General features: G+C 72.5%; 21 protein-coding genes. 11 read left to right on the top strand and 10 right to left on the bottom strand.

Annotated elements, in window-relative coordinates; genetic code table 11:
* Positions 1-8: 8 nt before the first annotated feature.
* Positions 9-971: an endonuclease/exonuclease/phosphatase family protein gene (locus AB0D18_RS27135; RefSeq protein ID WP_362423771.1), complete on the bottom strand. Its 963-nt coding sequence runs from the start codon at positions 969-971 to the stop codon at positions 9-11.
* A gap of 407 nt (positions 972-1,378) precedes the next feature.
* Between AB0D18_RS27135 and AB0D18_RS27140 the strand changes: the two genes are divergently transcribed.
* Both AB0D18_RS27140 and AB0D18_RS27145 read left to right on the top strand, forming a co-directional pair.
* Positions 1,379-2,317 (top strand): aldo/keto reductase, encoded by a 939-nt coding sequence (locus AB0D18_RS27140; RefSeq protein ID WP_362423775.1) that lies wholly within the window; start codon positions 1,379-1,381, stop codon positions 2,315-2,317.
* Between the two features lie 100 nt (positions 2,318-2,417).
* The gene (locus tag AB0D18_RS27145) at positions 2,418-3,443 is read left to right on the top strand and encodes a Gfo/Idh/MocA family oxidoreductase (RefSeq protein ID WP_362423778.1); all 1,026 of its coding nucleotides are present in this window, start codon (positions 2,418-2,420) and stop codon (positions 3,441-3,443) included.
* A 198-nt stretch (positions 3,444-3,641) separates the two neighbouring features.
* Here AB0D18_RS27145 and AB0D18_RS27150 read toward each other — a convergent pair whose 3' ends face one another.
* From AB0D18_RS27150 to AB0D18_RS27180, 7 genes are all read right to left on the bottom strand, one after another.
* A complete protein-coding gene (locus AB0D18_RS27150; RefSeq protein ID WP_362423781.1) occupies positions 3,642-4,913 on the bottom strand; it encodes a hypothetical protein in 1,272 nt (423 codons plus the stop codon).
* Positions 4,900-5,598 carry a DUF1349 domain-containing protein gene (locus AB0D18_RS27155; protein WP_362423784.1) on the bottom strand — a complete coding sequence of 233 codons (699 nt, stop codon included), beginning with the start codon at positions 5,596-5,598 and terminating at the stop codon, positions 4,900-4,902. Before AB0D18_RS27155 ends, AB0D18_RS27150 begins: the two co-directional genes overlap by 14 nt.
* Entirely contained in the window at positions 5,595-6,446 is an 852-nt protein-coding gene (locus AB0D18_RS27160) for an SDR family NAD(P)-dependent oxidoreductase (RefSeq protein ID WP_362423787.1), read from the bottom strand. Before AB0D18_RS27160 ends, AB0D18_RS27155 begins: the two co-directional genes overlap by 4 nt.
* Positions 6,447-6,451: 5 nt before the next feature.
* On the bottom strand, positions 6,452-7,894 hold the full coding sequence (locus AB0D18_RS27165; RefSeq protein ID WP_362423790.1) for a glycosyltransferase: 1,443 nt from the start codon (positions 7,892-7,894) through the stop codon (positions 6,452-6,454).
* Positions 7,875-9,635, bottom strand: a complete 1,761-nt coding sequence (locus tag AB0D18_RS27170) for a 1-deoxy-D-xylulose-5-phosphate synthase N-terminal domain-containing protein (RefSeq protein ID WP_362423793.1) — start codon at positions 9,633-9,635, stop codon at positions 7,875-7,877. The genes AB0D18_RS27165 and AB0D18_RS27170 overlap by 20 nt, the downstream gene beginning before the upstream one ends.
* Positions 9,632-10,954 (bottom strand): aminotransferase class III-fold pyridoxal phosphate-dependent enzyme, encoded by a 1,323-nt coding sequence (locus AB0D18_RS27175; RefSeq protein WP_362423796.1) that lies wholly within the window; start codon positions 10,952-10,954, stop codon positions 9,632-9,634. The genes AB0D18_RS27170 and AB0D18_RS27175 overlap by 4 nt, the downstream gene beginning before the upstream one ends.
* A 131-nt stretch (positions 10,955-11,085) precedes the next feature.
* On the bottom strand, positions 11,086-12,300 hold the full coding sequence (locus AB0D18_RS27180; protein ID WP_362423799.1) for a phosphotransferase: 1,215 nt from the start codon (positions 12,298-12,300) through the stop codon (positions 11,086-11,088).
* A 249-nt stretch (positions 12,301-12,549) separates the two neighbouring features.
* Between AB0D18_RS27180 and AB0D18_RS27185 the strand changes: the two genes are divergently transcribed.
* The 6 genes from AB0D18_RS27185 to AB0D18_RS27210 all read left to right on the top strand — a co-directional run bounded on the left by AB0D18_RS27185 (position 12,550) and on the right by AB0D18_RS27210 (position 18,229).
* Positions 12,550-13,269 carry an HAD family phosphatase gene (locus tag AB0D18_RS27185; protein ID WP_362423802.1) on the top strand — a complete coding sequence of 240 codons (720 nt, stop codon included), beginning with the start codon at positions 12,550-12,552 and terminating at the stop codon, positions 13,267-13,269.
* Entirely contained in the window at positions 13,250-14,662 is a 1,413-nt protein-coding gene (locus tag AB0D18_RS27190; protein ID WP_362423805.1) for a ferritin-like domain-containing protein, read from the top strand. The genes AB0D18_RS27185 and AB0D18_RS27190 overlap by 20 nt, the downstream gene beginning before the upstream one ends.
* Positions 14,652-15,494: a hypothetical protein gene (locus tag AB0D18_RS27195; RefSeq protein WP_362423808.1), complete on the top strand. Its 843-nt coding sequence runs from the start codon at positions 14,652-14,654 to the stop codon at positions 15,492-15,494. The genes AB0D18_RS27190 and AB0D18_RS27195 overlap by 11 nt, the downstream gene beginning before the upstream one ends.
* Entirely contained in the window at positions 15,491-17,260 is a 1,770-nt protein-coding gene (locus tag AB0D18_RS27200; RefSeq protein WP_362423811.1) for an alpha-amylase family glycosyl hydrolase, read from the top strand. The genes AB0D18_RS27195 and AB0D18_RS27200 overlap by 4 nt, the downstream gene beginning before the upstream one ends.
* 176 nt (positions 17,261-17,436) lie before the next feature.
* A complete protein-coding gene (locus AB0D18_RS27205) occupies positions 17,437-17,790 on the top strand; it encodes a hypothetical protein (RefSeq protein ID WP_362423814.1) in 354 nt (117 codons plus the stop codon).
* A 136-nt stretch (positions 17,791-17,926) separates the two neighbouring features.
* Positions 17,927-18,229, top strand: a complete 303-nt coding sequence (locus tag AB0D18_RS27210) for a helix-turn-helix transcriptional regulator (RefSeq protein ID WP_362423816.1) — start codon at positions 17,927-17,929, stop codon at positions 18,227-18,229.
* Positions 18,230-18,340: 111 nt separating this feature from the next.
* On the opposite strand, the gene AB0D18_RS27215 is transcribed toward AB0D18_RS27210, so the two are convergent.
* Positions 18,341-19,225: a prephenate dehydrogenase/arogenate dehydrogenase family protein gene (locus AB0D18_RS27215; RefSeq protein ID WP_362423819.1), complete on the bottom strand. Its 885-nt coding sequence runs from the start codon at positions 19,223-19,225 to the stop codon at positions 18,341-18,343.
* Between the two features lie 552 nt (positions 19,226-19,777).
* Between AB0D18_RS27215 and AB0D18_RS27220 the strand changes: the two genes are divergently transcribed.
* Entirely contained in the window at positions 19,778-20,305 is a 528-nt protein-coding gene (locus AB0D18_RS27220; RefSeq protein ID WP_362423822.1) for a hypothetical protein, read from the top strand.
* 47 nt (positions 20,306-20,352) lie between these two features.
* Here the strand turns inward: AB0D18_RS27220 and AB0D18_RS27225 are convergent, their stop codons facing one another.
* A complete protein-coding gene (locus AB0D18_RS27225) occupies positions 20,353-21,405 on the bottom strand; it encodes a helix-turn-helix transcriptional regulator (RefSeq protein WP_362423825.1) in 1,053 nt (350 codons plus the stop codon).
* Positions 21,406-21,854: 449 nt separating this feature from the next.
* On the opposite strand from AB0D18_RS27225, the gene AB0D18_RS27230 reads away from it, so the two are divergent.
* The gene (locus AB0D18_RS27230) at positions 21,855-23,129 is read left to right on the top strand and encodes a hypothetical protein (RefSeq protein WP_362423827.1); all 1,275 of its coding nucleotides are present in this window, start codon (positions 21,855-21,857) and stop codon (positions 23,127-23,129) included.
* 111 nt (positions 23,130-23,240) lie between these two features.
* Complete coding sequence (locus AB0D18_RS27235) at positions 23,241-23,963, top strand: triacylglycerol lipase (RefSeq protein ID WP_362423829.1); 723 nt, start codon at positions 23,241-23,243, stop codon at positions 23,961-23,963.
* Positions 23,964-23,982 lie beyond the last annotated feature (19 nt).

Raw genomic sequence — 23,982 nt, forward strand, 5'->3', positions numbered from 1 at the left:
ATGCCCGGTCACCGGCCCTCCCCCGGGCCGGACCCGTCAGGCGTGTCGGGCGCGAGCCTGAGCAGGATCGGCGCGTGGTCCGACGCCTCCCGCCCGTCGGCACCGCTCGGCACGTCCGCCAGCCGGCGGTAGGAACGTACCGACGGCAGCAGCGGTCCCGACGCGAGGAACAGGTCGATGCGGCGGGCGGGGTCGCCGTCCTCGGACACGCCGACCGTGGGCGTACGGTCCCCGAGGTGGGCCGCCACGTCGGTGAAGAGGCCCGCGCCGAGCAGCGCGCCCACCGGAGTGCGGTCGGTCCTGGTGCCGTCGGGCGGCAGGTGGTTGCCGACCCGGTGGGCGGGCACGCCGCTCCAGTCGGGCTCCGGGTCGCCCGGCGGCACCGTGTTGGCATCCATCGCCACCAGCGTCGGCGTCTGCGCGTCGGGGCCGACGAAGCCACGCAGCCGGTCCGCCTCGATCCTCCGGTTGAGCGGGCTGTACGGGTCGAGGTGGGCGGCGACGAACCGGATCGGCTCGCTGCGGCCCGGCAGCCGCAGTTGCGCGCTGCCGAACCCGTGCCAGGAATTCAGGCCGGGCAGATACGCGTCGGTCGAGCGGACCTCGACCTCGGGGCGCCACAGGATCGCCTGGTGGCATTCGGTCCCGGCGCGGAAGAGCGCGCCCTCCATGCCCAGGGAGCGCCGGGTGTCGGTGAACAGCGCCTCGTCGTCCAGGTCCCAGCACCACGCCTCGGTCACCATCAGCACCGTGGGCCGCTCCCGCAGGATCAGCGCGCGCTGGGCGCGCCACCGGGTGTCGTCGCCCTCGTGCCGTTCGAAGCCGGCCCGGAACAGGTTCCAGAACATCACGGACGTCTCGCCGCTGCGTGCCTCTCCCCCGCCCGGCGGGTACGTCGTCGTGCCGGCTTCCGCCGTCGTCGTGCCCACTTCCGTCGCCGTCGTGCCGGTTTCCGTCGTCGTCGCCGTCATCCCGATGTCCGTCCGCCGTCGGGACCGCCCACGTCGCACAGTTCCATCCGTACCGTCCTCTCAAGTCGTCCTGGCCCAACGGCGGGTGCTGATGGCCGTCCGGCCCTGGTCACGGGGGGGCGTCGGCACCGGTCGCCGATCGGCGGTACCGGAATCACGTGACACCCCCTCATCACGGCACCACACGGAGCCCGCGCCGGCCAACAGTGCGTGCGGGTGGAACCCGGCCGGCCCTCCCGCGGCCCGCCACGGCGTCCAGAACTGCCCGATCGGGGGAGGTCCGCGCCCCCCGGCCGGGCCGACGATGCCCCGGGCACGCCGACCTCGCGTCCCACCTGTCTCTACGACTTCCGACTGCGACTTCCGACTGCGACTTCCGATTGCGACTTCCGATTGGGGAGCTGAGCGTGCACTACCGCACTCTGGGCCCGAACGGCCCGCGCGTGTCGGCCCTCGGGCTGGGCACCACGTCACTCATGGGGATCTTCGGCAAACGGGACCCCGCCGTCATCGCCGACACCCTCCGCCGGGGACTCGACCTCGGCATCAACCTGGTGGACACCGCGCCCTCCTACGGGAAGGGCTTCGCGGAGACCGTCGTGGGTGAGGTCCTGCGGGGCCGCCGCGACGAGGTCGTCCTCTCCACCAAGGTCGGCTGCTGGTCCCCCGAGGAGTTCGACTTCTCACCCGACCGCATCCGCACGGGACTTGAGGACAGCCTGCGGCGCCTGGGCACCGACCACGTCGACGTGCTGCTGGCCCACGACATCGAGTACGGCGACCCGGGCGAGATCCTCACCACCGTGCTGCCGCTGCTGGAGACCCTCAAACGCGAAGGCAAGGCACGTGCCGTGGGCGTCTCCGGGCTGCCGCTGCCGGTGCTGGAGAGCGCGGTCGCCGCGGGCGGCGTCGACGTGGTGCTGTCGTACTGCCGTTACGGCCCGCACGACACCGCGCTGGAGAAGCCCGCCGCCGACTGGCGCGCCAGGGGGGTCGCGACCCTGCTGGGCAGCCCGGCGGTGATGGGCCTGCTCACCCAGGCCGGGCCGCCCTCCTGGCACTCCGCCTCGCCCGCCCTGCGCGCGGCGGCGGCACGGGCCGCAGCGCTGTGCGCCGAGCGGGGCGGCGATCTCGCCCTGCTCGCCCTGCAGTTCGCCCTCGCGCAGGACGACCTCGCCGCGGTCCTGACCGGAACCGGTGACCGCGACCACCTGGAGGCGGCGGTGCGCGCCGCCCAGTCCGCGCCCGACGAGGAGCTGCTCGCGGAGGTCCTCGCCCTGTTCGCGGACGTCTCCGACCCGAGCTGGCCCTCGGGCGGCGAGAACTGGTCGACCGTACCCGCGTAAGAGACCGCACCGGCGCGCCGTCTCTCTCTCCCCCCCGACCCCAGTCCCCCACCCTCATCCCCTTCCCTCAACTCCCCCGTCCGACATCCCCGGAGGCTCCATGTCCACGCCCGGCACCACCCACGCGCCGATACGGTTCGGCGTCGTCGGTCTCGGCTTCGGCCGCTGCCACGCCAAGGTCCTGTCCACCCTCCCCGGCGCCCGCCTGGTCGCCGTCGCCGATCTCGACCCCGAGGCTCAGGGCATCGACCTGGAGCCGTGGGCCGCGCGGCTGGGGGCCCGTGGCCACCGCGACGCGCTGCGCATGATCGAAGAGGAGGACCTCGACGCCGTGGTGATCGCCGTGCCGCCGGCGGCACGGCGCCGCATCGTGGAGGCCGCGGGCGAACGCGGTCTCGCCGTCTTCCTGGAGAAGCCGTTCGCCGTGGACGAGGCGCACGCCGAAGAGATGACCGCGCTGTTCGACCGGTTTCCCGACATGCCCGTGATGATGGACTTCTGTCTGCGGCACCTGCCCGCCGTGCGCCGGCTGCGGGAGCTGCTGGACGGCCCGCTCGGCGAGGGGCTCGTGGTCAACGCCGATCTGGTGCTGCCGCGCGACGACAGCCCCGGCTGGGTGTGGGACACGGCCCAGGGCAACGGCATCGTCAACGAGAACACCTGCCACCTGCTGGACACCCTGTGCTGCCTGTTGGGCGAGCCGGTGTCCGTGCAGGCGGCCGGCGGTTCCTTCCTCGGCAGCCCGCTGGAGGACGGGGTGGCCGTCACCCTGCGCTTCGCCTCGGGCGCGGCGGCGGTACTGACGGGAGGCGCGCTCGGTGCTCAGGCGCTGCGCACGCCGGCCACGCTGTCGGTGTACACGCGGCACGGGCAGGCCCGGCTGAGCGGGCGCGACCACATGTTCAACGACCTGGAGTGGGCCACCGCCGACAGCGCGGACGCCGAGCACGAGGGCTGGCCGCTGCCGGGCCGCGGGGAGATCAGCGCCGCCGCCCTCGCCCACTTCGTGGCCTCGCTGCACGCGGGCACCGCACCCGCGCCGGGCCGGGACGCGGGGGTGCTGGCCGTGCGGATCGCGATGGCGGTCAGGACGGCCCTCAAGTCCGGTGCCACAGTGGATATCTGACAGAGCCTCAACATCTCGGGCGGACGGCGGAGTGCTCGCCGTCCGCCCGTGAGGCAGCTCGCAGGATGTCCGGTACGCAGGTACGCCCGGCCGAACCGCGCGCACGCGGCCCCGAGCCGCCCTTTCCCTCCCCCGTGCGTACGAAGGCGGGGCCCGCACCTCGCGTGCGGGCCCCGCCTTCGTACGTCGTACGCACCGCTACCGGCCGGCCCGCACCTCCCACGCCGCCCGGTGGAATGCCAAGTGCTTGAAGTGGGCGAGCAGTTGCTGGTCGTGGTCGACCGCCTTCACCGTGTGGGTGGCACCGCCCGCCACCGCGCCGTAGTCCGTCGCGAAGGTCTTGACGCTCTCCGTGCCGAGCGCGAACAGCCTGGTCGCGGGCGCGGTACGGAACAGCACGCCGGGCCGGCCCCACCGGCCGGGGTGCGAGGTGAACAGGGTGACCCGGACGTCGGCGTGCTCGTCCGCGAGCCGGGCGGCGCCCATCAGCAGTGCGGGCTGGGTGCCGTTGGCGCCGATGTCCACGAGGGTCATCGGCCGCCCGGTGACGGGCAGCCGCCCGGCCAGGTCCCGGCACACGCGGGCGAACAGGCCGGTCGTGATGGACTGGCGGATCACCGCGTCGGTCTGCGCCAACGGCGTTCCGTACAGCGTGAGTTCACCCCGTCGCATCCGCCGCGCCTGGTCGGTGCCGTACCGGGCCTCCGCTGCGAACCGGCGCAGGAACAGCTCCTCGAACGGCGGACCTCCGGGCGCGGCGTGCGCCTCCTCGCGGGCGGCGGTGATGAGCCGGGCCAGCTGGGAGGCGACAAGGCCGTTGTCCATCCAGGCCCGCTGACGCCCGGCGGCGCCGCGCGCGGTGACCTCGGCGGGCCCGAAGACCTGCCGGCTGGTACGGGCGAGGACGGTGCGCTCGGCGTCACCGAGCAGAGCGAGCCGGCTGACGTAACAGACCCGGGACGCGTCGGTCGAGGACGCCAGCAGATCGTGGCAGGGCTTGAGGAACTCGCCGTCGGTGCCCAGGAAGACGGCCGTCCGGCCGGAGCCGGCGGGCAGGGCCGCGGCGAGCTGTGCGGCGACCTCCCGGCCCGTGTGGTGGAGGGCCCGGTACAGCTCCGCCGGGGTGGGCCGCGCCGGGTCGCGGACACCGGTCGTATCGAACAGGGCGCGCAGATTGCGGCGGTACTCGGCGCTCTCGTCGGGGCCGAGCGAACCCGTCTGGGCGAGTCCGCGGCGCAGCCGGGCGTCGAGATCGCCGGTGGACAGCCCGAGTTCGCCGGCGAGGCGGCGGGTGTCCTCGAAAGCGTCGTCGGCATCCAGCGGTCCGCGCAACCGGGCGAGCCGGGCGGACACCGCGTCGACATGCCGCACCAGGTCCTCCGGACGGGCGGGGCCGGGCGGTACGGGCAATACGGGCAGTACGGGCTGCGGCGGCGGCCCGGGCGGGGTACGGGTGTCAGCGGCGGTCACGGAGCGGCTCCGGGTCGTGGTGCAGGCGGTCGAAGACGGCCGTGCAGGACGGGGAGAAGGGGGCCTGGGCGAACAGCCCCACGCGCAGCGCGGTGTCGGGCACCGTGAAGGTCCGCACAAAGCGGGGCGCCGCCTCGGAGCCCGCCTCGGAGCCCGCCTCGGAGCCCGCGTCAGGGCCCGCGTCGGGGCCCGGCCCGTACAGGAAGGCGAGGCGCCGCCCCTCGCGCACCACGGTCAGTTCGGCGCACGGACCGTCGAGCGCCGGGCCAGACGCCTCGTCGGACCAGGGCTGCGAGACGACGGTGACCAGCGACCAGGAGCCGGACGGGGCGCGTTCCACGCAGAACTTCGCCCATCCGTCGTCGGTGTGCAGCACGAGGCCTGCGGCGTCGGCGAACCGCCCCCCGTCCGTGTCGTGCACCTCGGCGCGCACGGACAGGGAGAAGTCGCCGGTGACCTCACGTCCCAGGGAGGGCAGGCGGTCGATCTCCCGGACGCCCGGCATGCGGTAGAGGTCCGTACCGGCCTCGGCGGTGACCACGAACCGGCCGCCGTCCGCACCGGGCGAATGCGCCGGGCCGCCGTCCGCGCCGGGCGGACACACCGGGCCCTCGTCCGCGCCGGGTGCGTACGGGCGGCCGTCGGTCCAGGTCCAGACCGCGTCCGGGGCGGTGGTGGGGCTCACGCGGACATCCCGCCGTCGACGCCGAGGGCCTGCCCGGTGACCCGGCGGGCGGTCGCGAGGTAGAGGACGGCCTCCGCGATGTCCTCGGGTTGCTGGAAGGAACGCTGCGGGATCATGCCGCGCATCCGCTCCCAGCACTCGTCACGCGTCTCGCCGGGCCGGGTGAACTCGTCGAGCAGGTAGTCCCACATGGCGGTACGGATCATGCCGGGGCAGACCGCGTTGACGCGCACGCCGTTGCGGGCCTCCTCCAGGGCGAGGGAAGCGGTCAGGCCGATCACGGCGAACTTCGCCGCGCAGTAGTGCGCGACCTTCGCGAAGCCCGAACGCCCGGACACCGAGGAGAAGTTGACGATGGAGCCGCCGCCGTCGGCGCGCAGCAGCGGCAGGGCGTGCTTGGACACCAGGAACACGCCGTTGAGGTTGCCCTCGACGACCCGGTTGAACTCGGCGAGTTCCATGGTGGCGACGGGCGAGACATGGGTGACGCCGAAGGCGTTGACGACCGTGTCGAGCCGCCCGTAGCGCTCCTCGACCTCGGCGAGCAGGGCGCGTACGGACTCCTCGTCACAGGCGTCGGCCTGCAGGGCGGTGACGTCCAGCCCCTTGGCCCGGAGCTCGTCGGCGAGCTCACCGGCCACGGTGAAGCCGTCGACCTGCCGGGCGCGGTACTGGTTGTAGGAGGAGGAGAGGGTGTTGGTGTCGGCGACGACGACGCGGGCGCCGCGTACGGCGAAGGCCTCCACGACCGCGCGGCCCATGCCCTTGGCACCGCCCACCACCAGCACCACGCGGCCCTGGTGTCCCTCGGTGTCGCCGGGTGGGGTCGGGGTTGCTGTGTTCGCCACGGTGTTCATACGGGGACGGCCTCCGGTTCGAGTGCGGGGTGTTCGAGTACGGGGTGTTCGAGTACGGGGTGTGGGGTGAGGGAGTAGGTCAGGGGCGGCAGTACGAGTGCGTCGGTCAGCCGGGGCAGGGCCCGGTAGTCGGCGAGGTTGCGCGCGGGGGCGGCGACCAGGGCGCGCAGGTCGGGGCGCGGAGTGCCGGTGGCTTCCTCCAGCCCGGTGACGCGGCGCAGCACGGCGTCGTCGCGGCGCTGGAAGTAGTCGAGGAACAGCTGATGGGCGTCGGCCGTCGCGGCGGCCGGGTCGAGGCCGCGCCGGGGGTTCACCACCAGCCGGGCAACCGTGTCCGCGTCATGGCCGGCGGCAGTGGCGGCAGCACCGGGTCGCAAGCCGTCGGCCGTGCCGGGACGAGGCCCGTCGGCACCGGTGAGCGCCCGCCAGAACGCGGGGAGTTCGAACGCTTCGGTGTCCTGCAGCCGGGCCGGCTCCCAGTCCCGCGCGAGCAGCCGGGCGGCCAGGGCGTCGGTGTCGACGCGGCCGAGCGCCACCACCTTGTCCATGGCGAACGGCGTGCCGAACAGCTCCGCGGGGACGAGGTGGGAGGCGGGCAGCAGCTCCACGGCGGGCCCCATGGCGGCCGCCAGCACCGGCACCCCGTGGGCGAGGGACTCGAACACGACGCGGCCGAGGCTCTCCCGTGACGCCGTCGAGGGGAACAGGGTGACGTCGACACGGGCGAAGAAGTCCGCGAGTCCGTCCGCGCCGATCAGCCCGAGAGGGGTGACGTGCGCCGCGGGTACGCCCCGCTCGGCAAGGCTGTCGAGGACGGCTTCCCGCTCCCAGCGCGGGTCGTTGGGCTTGCCCGCGTAGACCAGCCGGGCCCGGCCGCCACTGTCGGCGTGGCAGCGGGCGAACGCCTGAAGGACCTGGTCGAAGTTCTTCGCCGTGGACAGGGCGCCCAGGTAGCCGATGCGCAGTACCTCCCCTTGCGCCGGGGCGGGGCGGGGGGCGCAGCGGGGCATCGCGTCGAGCATCGGATAGGCGACGACGGCGTCCTCGTACGGAATCCCCGGGAAGCACCGCAGGAACACCTGGCGGGTGTACTCGCTGGGGAAGAGCACCTTGTCGCCCGGCCGGTGCAGGGGGGCGCACAGTTCCTCCTGGGTCCAGTAGCCGGACCAGAAGGTGGTGTGCACCTCGCGGACGATGCGGTGCCGGCCGCCGTTCTCCTCGCGCCACAGGTGGTAGAGGTGTGCGTACGGGCCGTTGCCCGCGTAGACGACGTCGTCGGCGGCGGGGGTGCCCAGGGCGGCGGCGCCGCGGGTGAGGTCGTGCGGGACGGCGTCGGGGCGGGCGGTGATCAGGTCGGACATGGTGCGGTGCATGAGGACCGCGCCGTCGAGGATGCCGGAGGTGTCCTGCGGCCCGTAGTCATGAACGTGCGTCCGCATGGAGGTCACCCGCCTCGGTGCGTACGGCGCTGAGCTGCGCGGCCAGTTGGTCGGGTGCCATGCCGTGGCGGCGCAGCTGCTCCTCGTGGACGCAGGTGTCGATGTCGTTCTCGACGCCGTGCACGACCACCGGCAGCAGGTAACGGTGGCGCAGCCAGGCGCCGAATCCGCCGTGGGCACCGTTGTACTCGACCGACACCACGCGCCGGAAGCGGCGGATGCGGTCCAGCAGGGGCCGGGTGAGCAGCGGGTTGAGGGCGGCGCAGTGCAGGTGGGGCAGTCCGGTGGCGGCCTGTTCGACGAGGGTGGTGGCGTAGCCGAAGCTGATGACCAGGGTGTCGTTGTCGTCCTCGTCCGGCGGGGTGATCCAGGCGCCGTCGTCCACGGCGGCCGAGCAGTCGGCCGCGGGGGCCTCGAAGCGGGCGTCGACCATGCTGAGTACGTGCACGGTCTCGGGTTCGGCCGCCAGTCGGCGGGCGACGGCGTGGAACTCGGCCTCGGTGACGGGCTCGTAGACGCGGGTGTCGATCAGCAGGGACAGCAGGTTGAAGGCGTTGGCGGCGCCGCCCCAGGCGGCCCAGTTCCGGCCGGCCAGGACCATCAGGTGGTGGACGTCGGTGGCGGCCTCGGTGAGCATGCTGAGCGAGTCCATGTAGTACATCGCGTCGGTGGCGACGACCTTGAGGTCGTCGTCGGGCAGCGCGAGGGTGAGTCCGACGCTGAGGGTCTCTGCCAGGCCGGTGTTGTCGTAGTCGACGTGGCCGGCCAGGCCGAAGCGGCCCGCCATGTCGGCGGTGAACACGGCCGGCGGGCGGCCCGACGGGGTGGCGACGGCGGCGAGCATCCGGCCGGTGGTCGCGGCGAAGGAGGGGGCCCGCGGGACGGCGGAGGGCGCCTTGAAGCTGTGGTCGGTCTTGACCGTACGGCAGACCAGCGCGGCGCGGCCCGGCCGGGCGATGAGGTCGGCGAGGGCGTCGCGGACGGCGTCGGCGTCCTGCCCGTCGACCTCCACCACGGTGGGGAAGTAGCTGCGCAGGTAGTCCCGGTTGAGCGGTGCGTCGAGGGGTTCGATGCCGCGGTCGTTGGCGTCGACGACGAGGACGAGGTTGTCGAGGCCTGTGTCGTGCGCCCAGCGGATGCACTCGAAGGTGATGCCCTCGTGGAGCTCGCCGTCGCCCGCCAGGCAGACGACCTTGCGGTCGCTGCCCTGCCGGTCCAGGTCACGGGCGCGGCTGACGGCCTGGGCGAGACCGACGCCGAGGCTGTAGCGCATGGTGTTGGCGAAGCCCCAGTCGCGGTGCACGACCCCGGTGAGTCCGCCCCGGTGCAGGGTGGTCAGCGGCAGGAAGGGCAGCTGTCCGCGCACGTAGTACTCGGCGTAGAAGCTGGGGGCGATGTGGCCCCGGCCGACGATCAGGTCGGCCGGTGCGTCGCCGCCCCCGACCAGGCCGAGTTCGAAGCAGGCGTGCACTGTGGGCAGGGAGGACAGACAGCTCTGGAGGGTGCCGGAGCCGGCGATCTCGTGCATCCGGTGCAGGACCTCGCGGCTGTCCTCGTAGAGCCGCTCGGGGACGGCCGCGGCGACGGCGCGCATGACCTCCAGCGGGGAGACCGCGGTGTCCTGGAGGTCGAGGGCCGCGAGTTCCGCGCCCTCCTTCTCCACGAGGGCGGCCTCGGCGGGGGTGAGGCGGTCGTGGTGCGCCGCGCTCACTTCGGCATAGTGGGTCGCGAGGCCGTTCACAGCCGGCCCCCGTACACCTTGTCCAGCGCGTCGGTGAGCTTGTCGCAGATTTCCTCGGTCTCCGCGTCCGTCGTGGTGAACGCGGGGGCCAGGGTGATCCAGTCGTCCTGGCCCCGCAGGAGCAGGCCGCGCTCCTGGCAGGCGGAGGCGACGGCGGCGCCCGCCGGGGCGTCCGGATCGCCTGGCAGGGGCCGCAGTTTGGCGCCGTACAGCAGCCCGAGCGCGCGCAGATCGCCGCGGTCGGCGAGGGCCCGGGTGAGGCCGGCGGTGAAGGACGTGGCGAGCGCGGCGTTACGGGTGGGGAAGTCGCCGTCGGTGAAGTGGGTGACGGCGGCCAGCCCGGCCGCGGCGGCGAGCGGGTTCGCGGCGTAGGTGTGGGAGGGCGCGAAGGCGGTGGTGCCGGAGCCCTGGTCGAGGACGCCGGCGACCTTGTCGTTGAAGAGGACGGCGGCGAGCGGTGCGTATCCGGCGGAGATGCCCTTGCCGACGCACATCAGGTCGGGGGTGACGCCGAAGGTCTGCGCGGCGAAGGGGCGGCCGGTGCGGCCGAAGCCGGTGACGATCTCGTCGAAGACGAGCAGGACGTCGTGGCGGTCGCAGATCTCACGCAGCCGGGCGAGGTAGCCGTCGGGGGCTATGGCCATGCCGCGCAGGTGGATGACGGGTTCGACGACGAGGGCGGCGACGGAGTCGGGGCCCTCGGCGAGGAGGGTGCGTTCGATGGCGTCGGCGGCGAGCCGGCCGGACTCCTCGGCGTCCACCTGGTGCACGTCGGCGAACATGTCGGGCGACCAGACGTGTACGGCGCCGGGCAGGCCGGGGCCGAAGCGGGTCACGTCGGGGCGGCCGGTGAGCGACAGGGAGCCGAAGGTGGAGCCGTGGTAGCCGTGGTAGTGGCTGAGGATCTTGTAGCGGCCGGCCCGGCCGAGCTGCCGCTGGGTGTAGCGGGCCAGCCGCATGGCCGCTTCGACGGCCTCGGAGCCGCCGTTGACCAGCTTGACGGTGTCGAGGCCTTCGGGGGCGAGCCGTGCGAGGGCGTCGGTGAGGGCGAGCGCGGCCGGGTTGGTGCCGTGCAGCGGCGGGTTGAAGGGCAGGGTCCGCAACTGCTGGGTGACGGCGTCGAGGACGGGCTCGCAGCTGTAGCCGAAGCACGTCACGAAGACGCCGGAGAGGCTGTCGATGTAGGAGCGGCCCGCGGTGTCGGTGAGCCGGATTCCCTCGGCCTTCTCGAAGAGCACGGAGTCCTGGTTGAAGGGGACCTCGAAGCAGTACGAGGAGAGGTCGTCGGGCCAGGCGCGGCGGTGGTCGGTGGTCGGCATGGTGGCACCTCGTGGGGATCGGGTGGGACGTCGGTTCGGGGGCGTCGGTTCTGCGTCGGTTCTCGGGGGGGGCTCGGAGAGGGCTCGGAGAGGCGTATCGGGGGGTATCGGGGGGGGTATCGGGCGCGGGATCAGCCGGTGAGCAGCCGATGCACGCGCAGTCGGCGGCCGGTGTCGAGTAGTTCGAAGTAGCCGAGCCAGGCGGGGCTGAGCAGCTCGCGTTCGAGGATGTCCTTGGCGATGTCGACGACGATCGGCACGGACCGGGCGATCAACACCGGCATCAGCAGCGGCAGTTGATGGTCGGCCAGCAGCCCGAAGCGGATTGCCTCGGTACGGAGGGCGGCGACGGAGGCACCCTGGCCCGACGGGCCTTCGTCGGCCCGCCCGGCCAGCTCGGCGAGCCAGGCGAGGTCGAGGAGCCGGTCGCCGACGTGCAGGTTGTCGAAGTCGAGGACGCCGGTGACGTGCGGCGGGCGGGGGCCCTCGTCGCCGAGGAGGAAGTGATGGTGGTGCAGGTCGCCGTGAACGACGGCCCGGCGCTCCGGCGGCGTGGCGAGGGCTTCGTCGTACCGGGCGAGCAGGGGTTCGGCCGCGAGGAGGGCGGTCAGCGCGCGTACGGCAGCGCGCCCCCAGTGGTCGGTGCGGCGGTGGGCGGCGGGCAGCAGCCGGGTGCGGGCCTCGTCGAGCGCGGCTCGCCAGTCCTCCTCGGCAACGAGAGCGGGCAGCGGGATCGGGGCCAGGTCGGCGGCCAGCGGTGCGGGCACCGCGTCGAGGGCGGCGCGCAGGGCGAGCCCGGTGCGGACCGCGGCCGCGGCCTGGGCGGGCGTGGGGTGGGCGGTGGCGGTACCGGGCAGCAGAGGCAGCACCTCGCAGTCGTGGCCGCCGCGGCTGACGTGGACCGTGCCGTGGGCCGTCGGGACGGCGGAGGCGACGGGGATGCCGTGCGCGGCGCAGTGGTCGAGCACCCGCTGCTTCACCGGGGGGAAGGCCGGGCCCCGCTGGGCCTCCGCGGTGAGCTGCACCTTGAACAGGTGGGCGACGCCGCGGTGGGAGACCCGCCACAGTCCGGCGGTGTGCGACAGGGGCGGTGCCCCGTCGGGTCCGCTCAGCGGCAGCGGTGCGCACTCGCTCCACGCGGGCCCCCAGTGGCGGTGCAGCGTCTCGCTCACCCAGCGGGCGTCACCCACCACGGTGTGCTGTTCCCGCTCGGCAGGAATCGTGTCCTGGTCGGCAGGCATGGCGTCCCGCTCGGCAGGAATCGTGTCCTGGTCGGCAGGCATGGCGTCCCGCTCGGCAGGAATCGTGTCCTGGTCGGCAGGCATCGTGTCCTGGTCGGCCGGCATCGTCCGTTCACCTCTCTCCGTGGCCGGTCCGTTCCCCGGAAATGCCGTGGGAGGTCCGGCTCTGCGGCGTCAGACTGACCCGGCGGCGCCCGGCGTCACATCACCCGCCCGGGTAGGGGCGCCGCCGACGGCCGATCGGGTGCGGTGACGCCGGGCACTTCGGCCCCCGGGCCCACCCGGCCGGGTGGGGTGCGGGCCCCGGGCGGGCGCCGAGCATGTGGGGCAGGCCGACGACCCTAGGAGCTCGATGTGTTGGTGGACCCCCTTCCGTACGAGAGGCACGCCGGTGTGCCGGACGCGGTGGTGTTCGATCACGACGGTGTCCTGGTCGACTCCATCGGCCCCGACCTCGAAGCCTGCCGACGGGTGTTCGCCGAGTACGGCGCGGACCTGCCCGCCGAGCGCTGGGCGAGGGAGGTGTGCGGCAACACCGGCGGCTACGAGGCACTGTTCGCTCTGCTGCCCGGTGCACCGGACCCCGCCCGTGCGCACGACCGGCTGCGGGAGTTGTGGCGGGAGCTGCTGGTGCCGCAGAACGTGCCGCTGATGCCGGGCGTACGTACGCTCCTCGACCGGCTCGCCTCGCGTGGCGTCCGGCTGGCGGTGGCGTCCTCAGCGGACCGCTCGTGGGTGAGCCGCATGCTCGGCCACCACGGTCTGGCCGACTACTTCGACACGGTGGTCTGCGGTGACGACGTCGCCCGGGTCAAGCCCGCCCCCGACGTCTACCGCGAGGCCCTGGCCCGTCTGGGCGTGGCGCCGGAACGCGCCGTGGCCGTCGAGGACTCACTGACCGGTGTGGCCGCGGCCCGCGCCGCAGGCCTGCGCGTGGTGGCGGTGCCGACCGCGTACACCCGCGGCCTGGACCACGGGGCCGCGGACACCACCGTCACCCGTCTCGATTTGCTCACCGACGACCTGTTGCACCGAACCCTCCGGGAGGTCTCCCATGTCTCTGACGTCCGCTGAACCCCTGTGCCCGGGACCGCCCGACGTGGCGGCCGTACGTGCCCGGCTCGTGGAGTACCTGTGCGAAGCCGCCGAGGTCGAGCACTCGCTGTGCCTCCAGTACCTGTACGCGGCGTTCTCGCTGCGCGCCAACCCGCCCGAGACCGGCCTCGACGACGTACAGATCGAGACGATCCGTGAATGGAAGGGCCAGCTGCTGCGCCTGAGCCGGGAGGAGATGCTGCACCTGGGGCTGGTGCTCAACCTGCTGGCAGGCGTGGGCGGCGCCCCCTACCTGCAACGCCCCGCCTTCCCGCAGCCGGAGCGCTACTACCCGCTCGGCGTCGTCTCCGCGCTCACCCCCTTCAACCGGGACGCGCTGGAGCGGTTCATCGCCTACGAGATGCCCACGGTGCTGCTCTCCAGGATCAGCGGCAGGCCCGCCGGGACCGCCTCCGGGCAGGACGACGAACAGCAGATGACCGTGGGCATGCTGTACGAGCGCATCCGGGAACTGGTGCTCAGCGTGCCGGAGAAGGAGCTGTTCATCGGGCCCCCGCACCGGCAGATCGACACGGCTGCCGTCATCGACCCCGACCACGTCTTCGACGACGACGTCCTCGTGGGCTACGGCGTGGAGCCCTTCCCGGTGAACACGCACGCGTCGGCGATGCGTGCCATCGACCTGATCATCGAGCAGGGCGAAGGCGCGGAGGAGGACAGCGAGGACTCCCACTACGGGCGCCTGCTGCGCATCCGCGAGCAGTACGACCGTGAGATCGCCGCCGCCACCGCCGCCGGCCGGGAGTTCGACCCGGCCCGCCCGATGCTCGACAACCCCGCGGTGCGGCGCGCGCCGGACGCCCAGGACGTCGGCCTGATCACGGACCCGCTCGCCCGGGAGGCGGCGGAGCTGTTCAACGCCGGCTACGGGCTGATGGTGCTGATGCTGCTGCGGTTCTTCGGCCAGTCGGGAGAGTCGCGGGACGAGCTGCGCGTCCTGCAGTCGGTGGTCTTCTTCCCGCTGATGACGATGTTCGTACGCCCGCTGGGCGAACTGCTGGGAGAGCTTCCCGCGTCCGCCGGTGATCCGGCGGTGACGGCGGGCCCGCCGTTCGAGTTCGGGCGTGGCATCCAGCTGATCCCCGAACGGGACGTCGCCCAGCGGGTGTTCCAGGAGCGGCTGCGCGATCTCGCGGCCCGCGCCCACCGGGTGAGCGCTCTGGCGGGTGGCGGCGACGCCCCGGACCGGGTGCTGCGCCGACTGCGGTTCCTGGCCGAGAACGTGCAGCGCATGTCCGACCAGTACGCCCTCGACACCGAGGCCGTCACCTCCCCCACCTGGGCCGCGCACGCCCCGTACACCCCTGTCCCCCACCCGGTCCCCGCCGAAGGAGCCACCCGTGTCGCGTGAACTGATCGTCGAGTACGGAGGCTGGTTCATCGCCCGCCTGGCCACCGACCCCGACCCCACGGACGAGCCGCGCGGCGTCAGCGGCAGCACCTTCGCGCTGGCCGGTGAACCGGACCTGGACCGGGTGATCGTCCTGAACGACCCGGACCCCGCGGTGCTGCGCAGTCACATGCCGCCGATCGGAGTGTCGGTGACCCGGGCCACCGTGGCCGGGGCCGAGGTAGCGGGCCTGGCGGGCGCGAAGGTGGACCTGCTGGGCGACCCGGTCTTCGAGAACCGCAACTTCATCCTCACCTTCGCGGGACGTGAACCGATCGTCCCCTTCCACCTGGAGATCACCGGGCCCGGAGCGCGGCTGGAGCGGGTGATGGTGATGTGGGACGAGCGTCCCGACGCCGCCGTGAACGAGATACCGCGTACGGAGCTGGAGAAGTTCGGCGGGCGCATCTTCCGCACCGACGCTCCGCTGATCCTGGCCGAGACCGGCATCACCGACCCGCACGCCAGCCGGATCGAGCGCCGTGACCTGCTGCGCGCCGACCTCGCGGCGGAGGCGGACCCGGTGCGCCGGGCCGGCCTCGAAAAGCGCATCCGTGAGCTGGAGATCGCCGTCGCCGACCCGGCCGACGAGCGGGTGGTCAACCTGACGGCGCTGGAGGAGTTCCACTTCCCGCTCACCGGCAAGTCGGTGGCCGAGGGCGAGGTCCTGGACGGGCTGCCGGTCGACCACGAGGCGCCGTGGACGGCGGAGTTCTGGATGGGCGGGTGGGACGCGGACCTGATGTGCGCCTATCTCAAGGGCACCCTGACGATCCCGCTGCGCTCCGCATGACCTCCGCCACGACCCCTGCCACGGCCCCCGCCCAGTCTCCCGCCCTGTCTCCCGCCCAGTCCCGCGCCCAGGGCGATCCGTGGTGGCGGCAGGCAGTCTGCTACCAGGTGTACGTCCGGGCGTTCGCGGACGGCGACGGTGACGGGATCGGCGACCTGCCGGGACTGCGGGACCGGCTGGAGCACATCGCCCGCCTCGGCGTGGACGCGGTGTGGCTGACCCCCTTCCACCCGTCGCCGCTGGCGGACGCCGGCTACGACATCACCGACCACACGGCGGTGGCGCCGGAGCTGGGCACCCTGGACGACTGGACGGCGCTGGCCGCCCGCGCGCACGAGCTGGGGCTGCGGGTACTGGTGGACCTGGTGCCCAACCACACCTCGGCGGCGCACCCCTGGTTCCGTGCGCTGCTGGCCGCTCCGCCGGGCCCCGAAGGGGACGCGGCGCGCGCGAGGTACGTGGTGCGCGCGGGTGAGGGCGCCGGCGGTGAACACCCGCCGAACGACTGGCTGTCCGCGTTCGGCGGGCCGGCCTGGAGCCGGCTGCCGCAGGGCCCGGGTGGCCCGGCGCTCTGGTATCTGCATCTGCACACCCCGGACCAGCCCGATCTGAACTGGCGTCACCCGCAGGTGCGGGCCGAGTTCGAGCGGATTCTGCGGTTCTGGTCGGCACGCGGTGCCGACGGGTTCCGCATCGACGTCGCGCACACGCTCGTCAAGGCCGAGGGCCTGCCGGACGCGGGTCCCGGCCAGCACAGCGAACCCTGGCGCAATCATCTGATGCCCTATCACGACCAGCCGGAACTCCAGGAGTTGTACGCGCGCTGGCGCGAGGTCGTCGACACGGCACCCGGCCCGGACGGCCGCCCGCCGCACGGCGGTCGGCTCCTCGTCGGTGAGGCGATCCTCTTCGACCACGCGCGACTGGCCCGCTATGTGCGCCCCGGGCGCCTCGGCCAGGTCTTCGACTTCGCGTGGACCGAGGCGCCTTGGTCCGCCGCCGCGATGCGTGAGGTGATCGAAGGGTCCACTGCGACGACGGCCGCCGTGGGGGCGTGGTCCACCTGGACATCCGCCAGCCACGACACGGTCCGGTCCGCGACCCGGTACGACCACGGTGGCCACGGCGACCACGGCGACGACTGCGGCGTCCAGGACGTCAGCGACCGGGACGGCGCGGCCGGTCTGCGCCGGGCCCGCGCGGCGGCGCTGGTCACGCTGGCGCTGCCCGGTGCGGCGTACGTCTACCAGGGGGAGGAACTGGGACTGCCCCAGGCGTGGGTGCCCGAGGACAGCCGTCGCGACCCGGTGTGGCGCGCCTCCGGTGGCGCGGACGAGGGCAGGGACGGCTGCCGGGTGCCGCTGCCGTGGGCCGGGACGCACCCGCCGTACGGGTTCAGCACGGCCGGCCCCGGACGGCTGTGGTTCCCCCAGCCCGAGAACTGGGCGCCGTACACGGTCTCTTCGCAGGAGGCCGACCCGCGTTCGACCCTCGCCCTGTACCGGGCGGCCCTTGTACTGCGGCGCGCCCATCCGTCCCCGGGGCCTGGCCCGGTAAGGGTCGAAGGCCCCGGCTCCGGGGCGTGGCTCGCCTTCGACCGCGCGCCCGGTCTGCGCTGCGTGGTGAACTTCGGCCCGGAGCCGCTGCGCCTGGACCCGGAGGACCATGTCCTGTTGTCCAGCGGCCCGTTGGACGCCGGAGCGCTTCCTCGGGACACGGCTGTGTGGCTCACCCCTGCCAACCGAGGCCATTCTGAAGCCAATTGAGGCTGTACGCCCGATTTATTCACCCCCCGTCTTAGTGCTGCACAACTTGGTGAACAGGCCTTGCGGTGGCTTCCGGCCCTGGCGTCGACGATTCTGAAATGGCGGAAGGGAAACGAGTGAACACCCACACTCCCACCTTTCCGGCCAGTCCGAATTCAAGAATCCCAGGAGGAATCATGAAGGCTCTTCGCGCTCTCGCCATCGCCGTTCTGTGCGTGACGGCTTCGGTCGGTACGGCCGCCGGTACGGCCGCCGCCGCCACCGGCAACGCCCCCACCCACATCACGGCCAACGCCGACCCGACGGACGACAGCGGCTGGGGCTTCGCCGGCAAGGGCAACGCCGACCCGACCGACGACAGCGGCTGGGGCCTCGTGGGCAAGAACACCATCGACCCCACGGACGACAGCGGCTGGGGCTTCGCCGGCAAGGGCACCGTCGACCCGACCGACGACAGCGGCTGGGGCTTCGCCGGCAAGGGCACCGTCGACCCCACGGGCGACAGCGGCTGGGGCCTCGTAGCGGGCTGAACTGCACGTGTTCCTGCCACGGGGGCACCAGGATCGTGACGCGTGGCGGCAGCGGAAAGCGGAATTCGGAATGCGGAAAGCAGCTGTACACGGCACCCGGCACGCAGAGAAAACGCACAGAAGGGCACACGACTCCGTGAGCAATCAATTCCAGGAAGCCGTCCGCAGGATCAGCGACCGGGAAAGAGAAGTGCTGGGGCACCTGGCGCACGGTGGCACCTACGGGGAAATCGCCCGGCGCATGAACGTCAGCCCGCACACCGTCGACACCTACCTCCGCCGGATACGCGCCAAGACGGGAGCACGCAGCCGCATGCACCTCCTGCTGCTGGCCCTGTCCGCGGAAGACTCCCCCGGCCGCGTGCTTGAGGACACCTCGCTCGTGGAGACGCCGCAGCTTCCGGGACTTCCCGACCGCGGCAGCAGAACCCTGATCTGACTCGAAGGCGTCCGACCCGAAGGCGTCCGACCCGAAGTCACCCGACTCGCGGTCGTCCGACTCGCAGCCGTCCGACCCGAAGCCCTTCGATGTGCTCCGTCCCGTCACCTGTCATGACGACCCGTCAGTTCTGTTGCGCACTGCGGGCGTACCGTGCGGGGCGAGGAGCCCGGTCAGTCGACCGCCCGTGTCAGCCGTACCGTCGCCGGACGCCGCACGCAGCGCCGCGACGACCGCGACGATGTCCCCGGCGAGTCCCTCCAGGACATCCGCCACGGCCGGAGCATTGGCGAGCAGCGCCTCGATTCGGCCGCGGGAGTCCTCGGACGCCCAGGGACGAGGGCGCACACCCGTCTCGGACAGCCGCACGGCCCCCGGCGGAGCAGCCTCCAGACGCGCCGCGAGCAGCGACGTCAGCACCCGGGGCGCCTGAGCGACCAGGGCCACCGCCCGGTCGTGTTCGGCGGCATCCATGAGGACGGGAGTGGCACCGCACGCGGTCACCACGTCGAGTGCCGCGTTGAGCGTGTCGGTGTGCGTCTGCGGCAGCGGACTGAGGACCCACGGCCGGCCCCGGAAGAGATCGGCCCGCGCGGTGAGCGGCCCGTCGGCCGCTCCCTCCACCAGCGGATGACCTCCGATGTGCCGGGCAGGGTCGCATCCCCGGGCAAGGACATCGGCGAGGGGCCCGGCCTTCACCCCTGCCACGTCCAGTGTGTGGCGCGCCAGCCCCCGGCGCTGACATTCCCGAACCACCGCACCGACCCGGCCGGGCGGCACGGCGACCACCGCGAGGTCGGTGTTCCCACCGGGCGGCTCCAGGGTGCCCGCCCCCAACTCGGCCGCCCGCGCCGCCACTTCAGGGTCGGTGTCGCGCAGGTGCACCCGTACACCCCCGGCGGTGAGGGCCAGGGCCACGGACGTACCGATCGGGCCCGCGCCGATGACCAGGGCCGTACGCAGGGAGAGTTGGGGCTGTACGAGCAGGGTGCTCACGGTTGCTCCTCGTGGAGTGGTGGGGTGGATGCGTACGACGCGTCGGTACGGCGGGCCGTCGGCCCGGGACCGAGGCCCTCGTACGGCCCCGCCCGTCATCCGTGCGTTCCGCAAGGCGTTCGTCCACGCGTTCGTCCACGCCTTGTCGTACGGCAGCAGTACGGTGTCCGTGGTCGTGCCGGGCCGGCCGGAACCGGAACCGGAACCCGGGTCGGAACCGGAACCCGGATCGGGACCGGGTTCCGTGAGCATCCCGTCCCGGGGCCCGGGTCACATCACCCGTACGGGTTGGCGGGACGGGCGCGACCCCACCGCGCCCGGAGCCCGCGCACACCGCCCCGCCCCTCGGCCCGCGGGCCCAACAACCCTCCATGTCACGGGAACACGTGACTATCCGGGCCACGACGCGCGGGGCACAATACTTGACAGGGCCGCCACGTCCCCTTGGCGGCCGTTTCCTTCGTTCCCGGAGCGGCTGTGCTCGCCCGTCGGCGTTCCCCACCTCAACGCCGGGCCCTGGGCCGTGGCGAGATCGTACGAGATCGGAGAACCATGCCAGGAAAGAGACGCCTGAGCCGACCGCTGCAGTCCTTCGTGGAAGAGCTGGCGCTGTGTGTGGCGATCAACGGTGACGTCGGCCCGAGCCTGCTGTGGCCCGACGCCGCGGCGACCCTGCCCGCCCTTCGGCGGATACCGCGCCCGCAGGAACTGGGCCCCGGGTCCGCCGCCGCGCCGGGCGGACCCGGGGCGGCGGCGCTGACGTCGGCCCTGAGCGACCGGCTGGGGCTGTCGGTCACCCCGCGCTTCCGTGCCCTGGCGCCCGGCTCCGCCTGGACGTACGACGTGTCCGGCAGCGCCGAGCGCACGGTCACCGTGCTCGAAGGGGCGTGTCGCTGCGACCTGTTATCCGGCTCTCCCGTCGGCCGTACCCCGCCGCCCGCACCGCACCATCCGCTCGGCATGCGGCTGCGGTCGGGCAGCACCCTGTTCACGCCCCGGCACGGCGCCTGCCGGCTCTCCGAGGTCCACACCCCCACCGTGCTGCTCGAACTCGTCCTGGAGGACAGGGTCCGGCAGTAGGAAGCAGCAGGAAGCAGCAGGAAGGGACCCGCCCCCGGCTCCCCGGATCAGACCGACGCCGTAGGTGGCGGCGGCGTACCCAAGTCCGTCTCGTCGTCCAGCAGTCCGGCGATGGCCACCGCCGCTCCGGCCTGGAACCGGCTCTCCGCTCCCAGTGCCTGCATGATGTCGGCGATGTGCTTACGGGTCGTCCGCAAGGACATCCCCAGTCGCCTGGCGATCGTCTCGTCCTTCAGGCCGGTCGCCAGCAGTTGCAGGAGGGTGCGGTCCAGGTCCTTCGCCACGGCTTCCAGACCGTCGTTCGCGGCGTCGGAGAACGGTTTCGCCTGGGACCACGCCTGCTCGAACAGTTCACAGAGGAAGTGCACGATCGACGGCTCCCGCACCACCACCGCGCCGAGGGTGCCGTGATGGTCGGGCAGGAACGCCGTCCGGCGGTCGAAAATGACCATCCGGCCGAAGAGCTGGTGCGCGGTGCGGTACTCGGCGCCCAGCGCGCTCACCGTGGCCACGTAGGCCTGGCTGGGCCCGTTGAAACGCGCGGTGTGGTGGTAGAGCGTACGCATCCGCACTCCGCGTGCGAGTAATTCGCTGTCCCTCGCCAGCGCGTCCTGGAGCACCTCGGGCGTGCGGGTGCCGCCCGGCTGGACCGTGATCATGTCCTCGACGCACTGTTCGGAGGCCCGGTTCAGCGCTGCCCGCACCTCGGACAGCCCCGGTATGGTCTCGACTTCGGCGCCGCCGCTCTGCTGGCCCTTCTCGTAGTCGGAGGCCAGCCGCGCGAACTGGTCGCGGAAGGCCCGCAGTCGCGTCTGCTGCTCGGCGATGGTCCGCTCCAGGGGAGCGGTGGCCACGGCCGCGACCAGATGCGGATCGACCGCCCACACCCGGCTCGGGTCCCTCTTGTCCGGCTGTGCCAGGCCGATCCGGAAGAGGAACTCCAGGGCCTGGCGGACCGTGGCCTCATCGAGACCCACCTCGGCCGCCATGCGGGGCAGGTCGAAGTCGCGGTGCAGGGCGAGCCATCGGTAGACGGAGATCTCCTCCGCGCTGAGGGAGTCCCCGATATTGAAAACGTTGTCACCGGTCTGTTGCGTCACAACCGTCACCCCAGCCGCTGATGCGTAAATGCCCGTGCAGGACGTTCGTCACTGTCCTCGACGCCGGCCTGCTTCCCTGCAGAACAGAAAGTGAATTCACGGTGCGGACGTCCCTCCTGGCCGTCGCCGCAGGTCCGGCCGCACGGTGGTCGAACGCGCGGCAGGTCACACTCGTAGGGGACCGTCAGCCACAGAGGGGGGTGCATAGAAGGGGAATCTAGCGACTTGACGTCGTTTAGTCGATCACGCATCGCCGAAAAACTTCCTCAACTTCTCCTCAATGAACGCAACTTGACAACTACCCGCCGGTACGTTGTCGCACTCGGTCAAACATGGTCCGCCCCGCTAGACGGGCCACATCCCCAAAGCGTTCCCCACACCGCCAAATTCCTTCGCACCACTCGGCCGGGTGATGTGCGAGGGGGGAAGCCGGCGGCATCGTCCGGTGCATGAATCCAGAGCCGTCGCACATCGTGCACATCGACTTCAACGTCAGGCAGGAGCGGCTACTCAGAACGGGACACCACCTGACGGCGCTGCTCGACGAGACGTCCGCGGCCGCCCTGCCCGGCCGCGCTCGTGACCGCTTCGCCCGCATCGGTGCGCTGCACGTCGAACCGGGGACGCCCTACGACGCCTACGACGCCGCCTTCGAGCAGATGACGTGGCATGTCGAGCGGTTCTCCGCGGAGTTGGGCCCGCCCAGCGCCGTCATCGGTCTGTCCGAGGCCGCAGTGATGCCTGCGGCCCGGCTGCGCGAGCACCTCGGGCTGCCCGGGATGCGTCCCGGGCAGGCCGAGCTGCTGCGCGACAAGGTCCGGATGAAGGAAGCGGTCCGCGCCGCCGGCGTCGACGTCCCGCGCTTCTGGCCGGTCGGACCGGACACGACTCCCCAAGAGGCCGAGCGCCTGGCCGCGTTGATGCCGGACGGCATCGTGCTCAAGCCGGTCTCCCAGTGCGTCTCCGTCGGCGTGCAGATCTTCCGCGACCCGTCGGCGTTCCTCTCCCACGTACGCGCCGAAGGCATCGGCGCGGACTACGAGGTCGAGGAGTTCCTGACCGGCGACCTGTGCCATGCCGACGGTCTGGTCCGGGACGGACGACTGCTGTTCCTCAGCGCGGCGACCTATCTGGCGCCCCTGCACGACGTCCTCAACAAGGGCGGACTCCCCCTGGGTTCGGTCAGCATCGACGACCCCGTACTGCTCGCCGCCGTCGAGGAGGTGACGACGACCGTGCTGGACGCGGTGGGCCTCGAAGACGGGGTGTTCCACCTGGAACTGTTCATCCGCCCGGACGGACGGCTGACGTTCCTGGAGATCGCCGGCCGGCCGGCGGGCGGTGGCATCCCGGACGTCGTCCAGGACGCCTACGGCATCGATCTGGTGGAGGAGGCCGTACGGGTGTGCCTCGGTGAAGCACCGTGCTACGACGGCCCCCGCACCCTCCTCGACACCGGGGTCGGCGCGTCCGGCTGGCTGTGGGTCATGGCCCCGGGCGAGGGAACCCTGGAGGTGCTCGGCGTCGAGGGCGCCGACCGACTGCCCGCTTCCGTCGCCCGGAACACCGTGCCGCGCATCGGCGACGTTCTCACGGTCTCCGACGACCGTCTGGCAGGCACGTTCACGTTCGTAGGCGACTCGACCGCGTCGCTCACCGCCGAAATCCAGAAGGTCTGGTCGGCGTACTCCGTCACCTACGGCACACACGACCCACAGCACTGAGCCACGGTGCGCAAGGCAGGACAGCGAAGCGGTGCACGGGGCTGTTCATCCGCGTCCGCAGGCCCCACCATGCTGCTGACTACTCGTGCGTAACAGGTCGTAGGGGGAAGTGTGGGGAAGCCCGGTTCCTGGTTCGGCGGCAGGATCGCCGTTCCGCTGCTCGCCGTCGTCGTGTCCCTGTTCCTGCCGGCCGCCACCGTCCACGCACAGGAAGCCGCGCGAAGTGCGGACGCCACCCGCGTCCCGGTCGTCTTCGTCCACGGCTACAACGCCGACCCCGGCGTATGGGGCGCTCTGCGCGAGGACTTCAAGGCCGACGGGTACACCGAGGCCGAGCTCTTCTCCTTCGGCTACGACACCCACCGGTCGGTCAACGAAGTCCTGTCCGGCCAACTCGCCGCGTACGTCGAGGGCGTCAAGCGGCAGACCGGAGCGAGCCGCGTCGATCTCGTCGCCCACTCCTTCGGCAGCCTCGTCACCCGCTGGTACACGAAGTTCGACCCCGCCGGCCAGTCGTCCGTGGCGCACTGGATCTCCCTCGCCGGCCCCAACCACGGCACCAGCACCGCGTGGGCCTGTGCCCTGTGGGACCAGGCCTGCCGCGACATGACTCCCCGCTCATACGTCCAGAAGCGGCTCGCGGAGGGCGACGAGACACCCGGGGCCGTGGGCTACGCCACCTGGTGGTCGAACTGCGACGAGGTCATCAACCCCGACAACAGCGTGCCGCTGACCGGTGCCGTCAACCACTCCGCCGGCTGCCTCGACCACAACGAACTCCTTGGCGACGACGCCGTCTCCCGGGAAGTCCGCGCCGCCCTTTGGCCTAACTGAAACCCCGGGTCCGCCCGAA

The sequence above is a fragment of the Streptomyces sp. NPDC048442 genome, assembly GCF_040651475.1.
GTDB lineage: Bacteria > Actinomycetota > Actinomycetes > Streptomycetales > Streptomycetaceae > Streptomyces.

What these genes read in the sequence shown, in the direction of transcription:
- AB0D18_RS27135 (WP_362423771.1), bottom strand. Translation starts at nt 971, where the DNA reads ATGACGGCGACGACGACGGAAACCGGCACGACGGCGACGGAAGTGGGC.
- AB0D18_RS27145 (WP_362423778.1), top strand. Translation starts at nt 2,418, where the DNA reads ATGTCCACGCCCGGCACCACCCACGCGCCGATACGGTTCGGCGTCGTC.
- AB0D18_RS27165 (WP_362423790.1), bottom strand. Translation starts at nt 7,894, where the DNA reads ATGCGGACGCACGTTCATGACTACGGGCCGCAGGACACCTCCGGCATC.
- AB0D18_RS27175 (WP_362423796.1), bottom strand. Translation starts at nt 10,954, where the DNA reads ATGCCGACCACCGACCACCGCCGCGCCTGGCCCGACGACCTCTCCTCG.
- AB0D18_RS27180 (WP_362423799.1), bottom strand. Translation starts at nt 12,300, where the DNA reads ATGCCGGCCGACCAGGACACGATGCCTGCCGACCAGGACACGATTCCT.
- AB0D18_RS27190 (WP_362423805.1), top strand. Translation starts at nt 13,250, where the DNA reads ATGTCTCTGACGTCCGCTGAACCCCTGTGCCCGGGACCGCCCGACGTG.
- AB0D18_RS27200 (WP_362423811.1), top strand. Translation starts at nt 15,491, where the DNA reads ATGACCTCCGCCACGACCCCTGCCACGGCCCCCGCCCAGTCTCCCGCC.
- AB0D18_RS27205 (WP_362423814.1), top strand. Translation starts at nt 17,437, where the DNA reads ATGAAGGCTCTTCGCGCTCTCGCCATCGCCGTTCTGTGCGTGACGGCT.
- AB0D18_RS27220 (WP_362423822.1), top strand. Translation starts at nt 19,778, where the DNA reads ATGCCAGGAAAGAGACGCCTGAGCCGACCGCTGCAGTCCTTCGTGGAA.
- AB0D18_RS27230 (WP_362423827.1), top strand. Translation starts at nt 21,855, where the DNA reads ATGAATCCAGAGCCGTCGCACATCGTGCACATCGACTTCAACGTCAGG.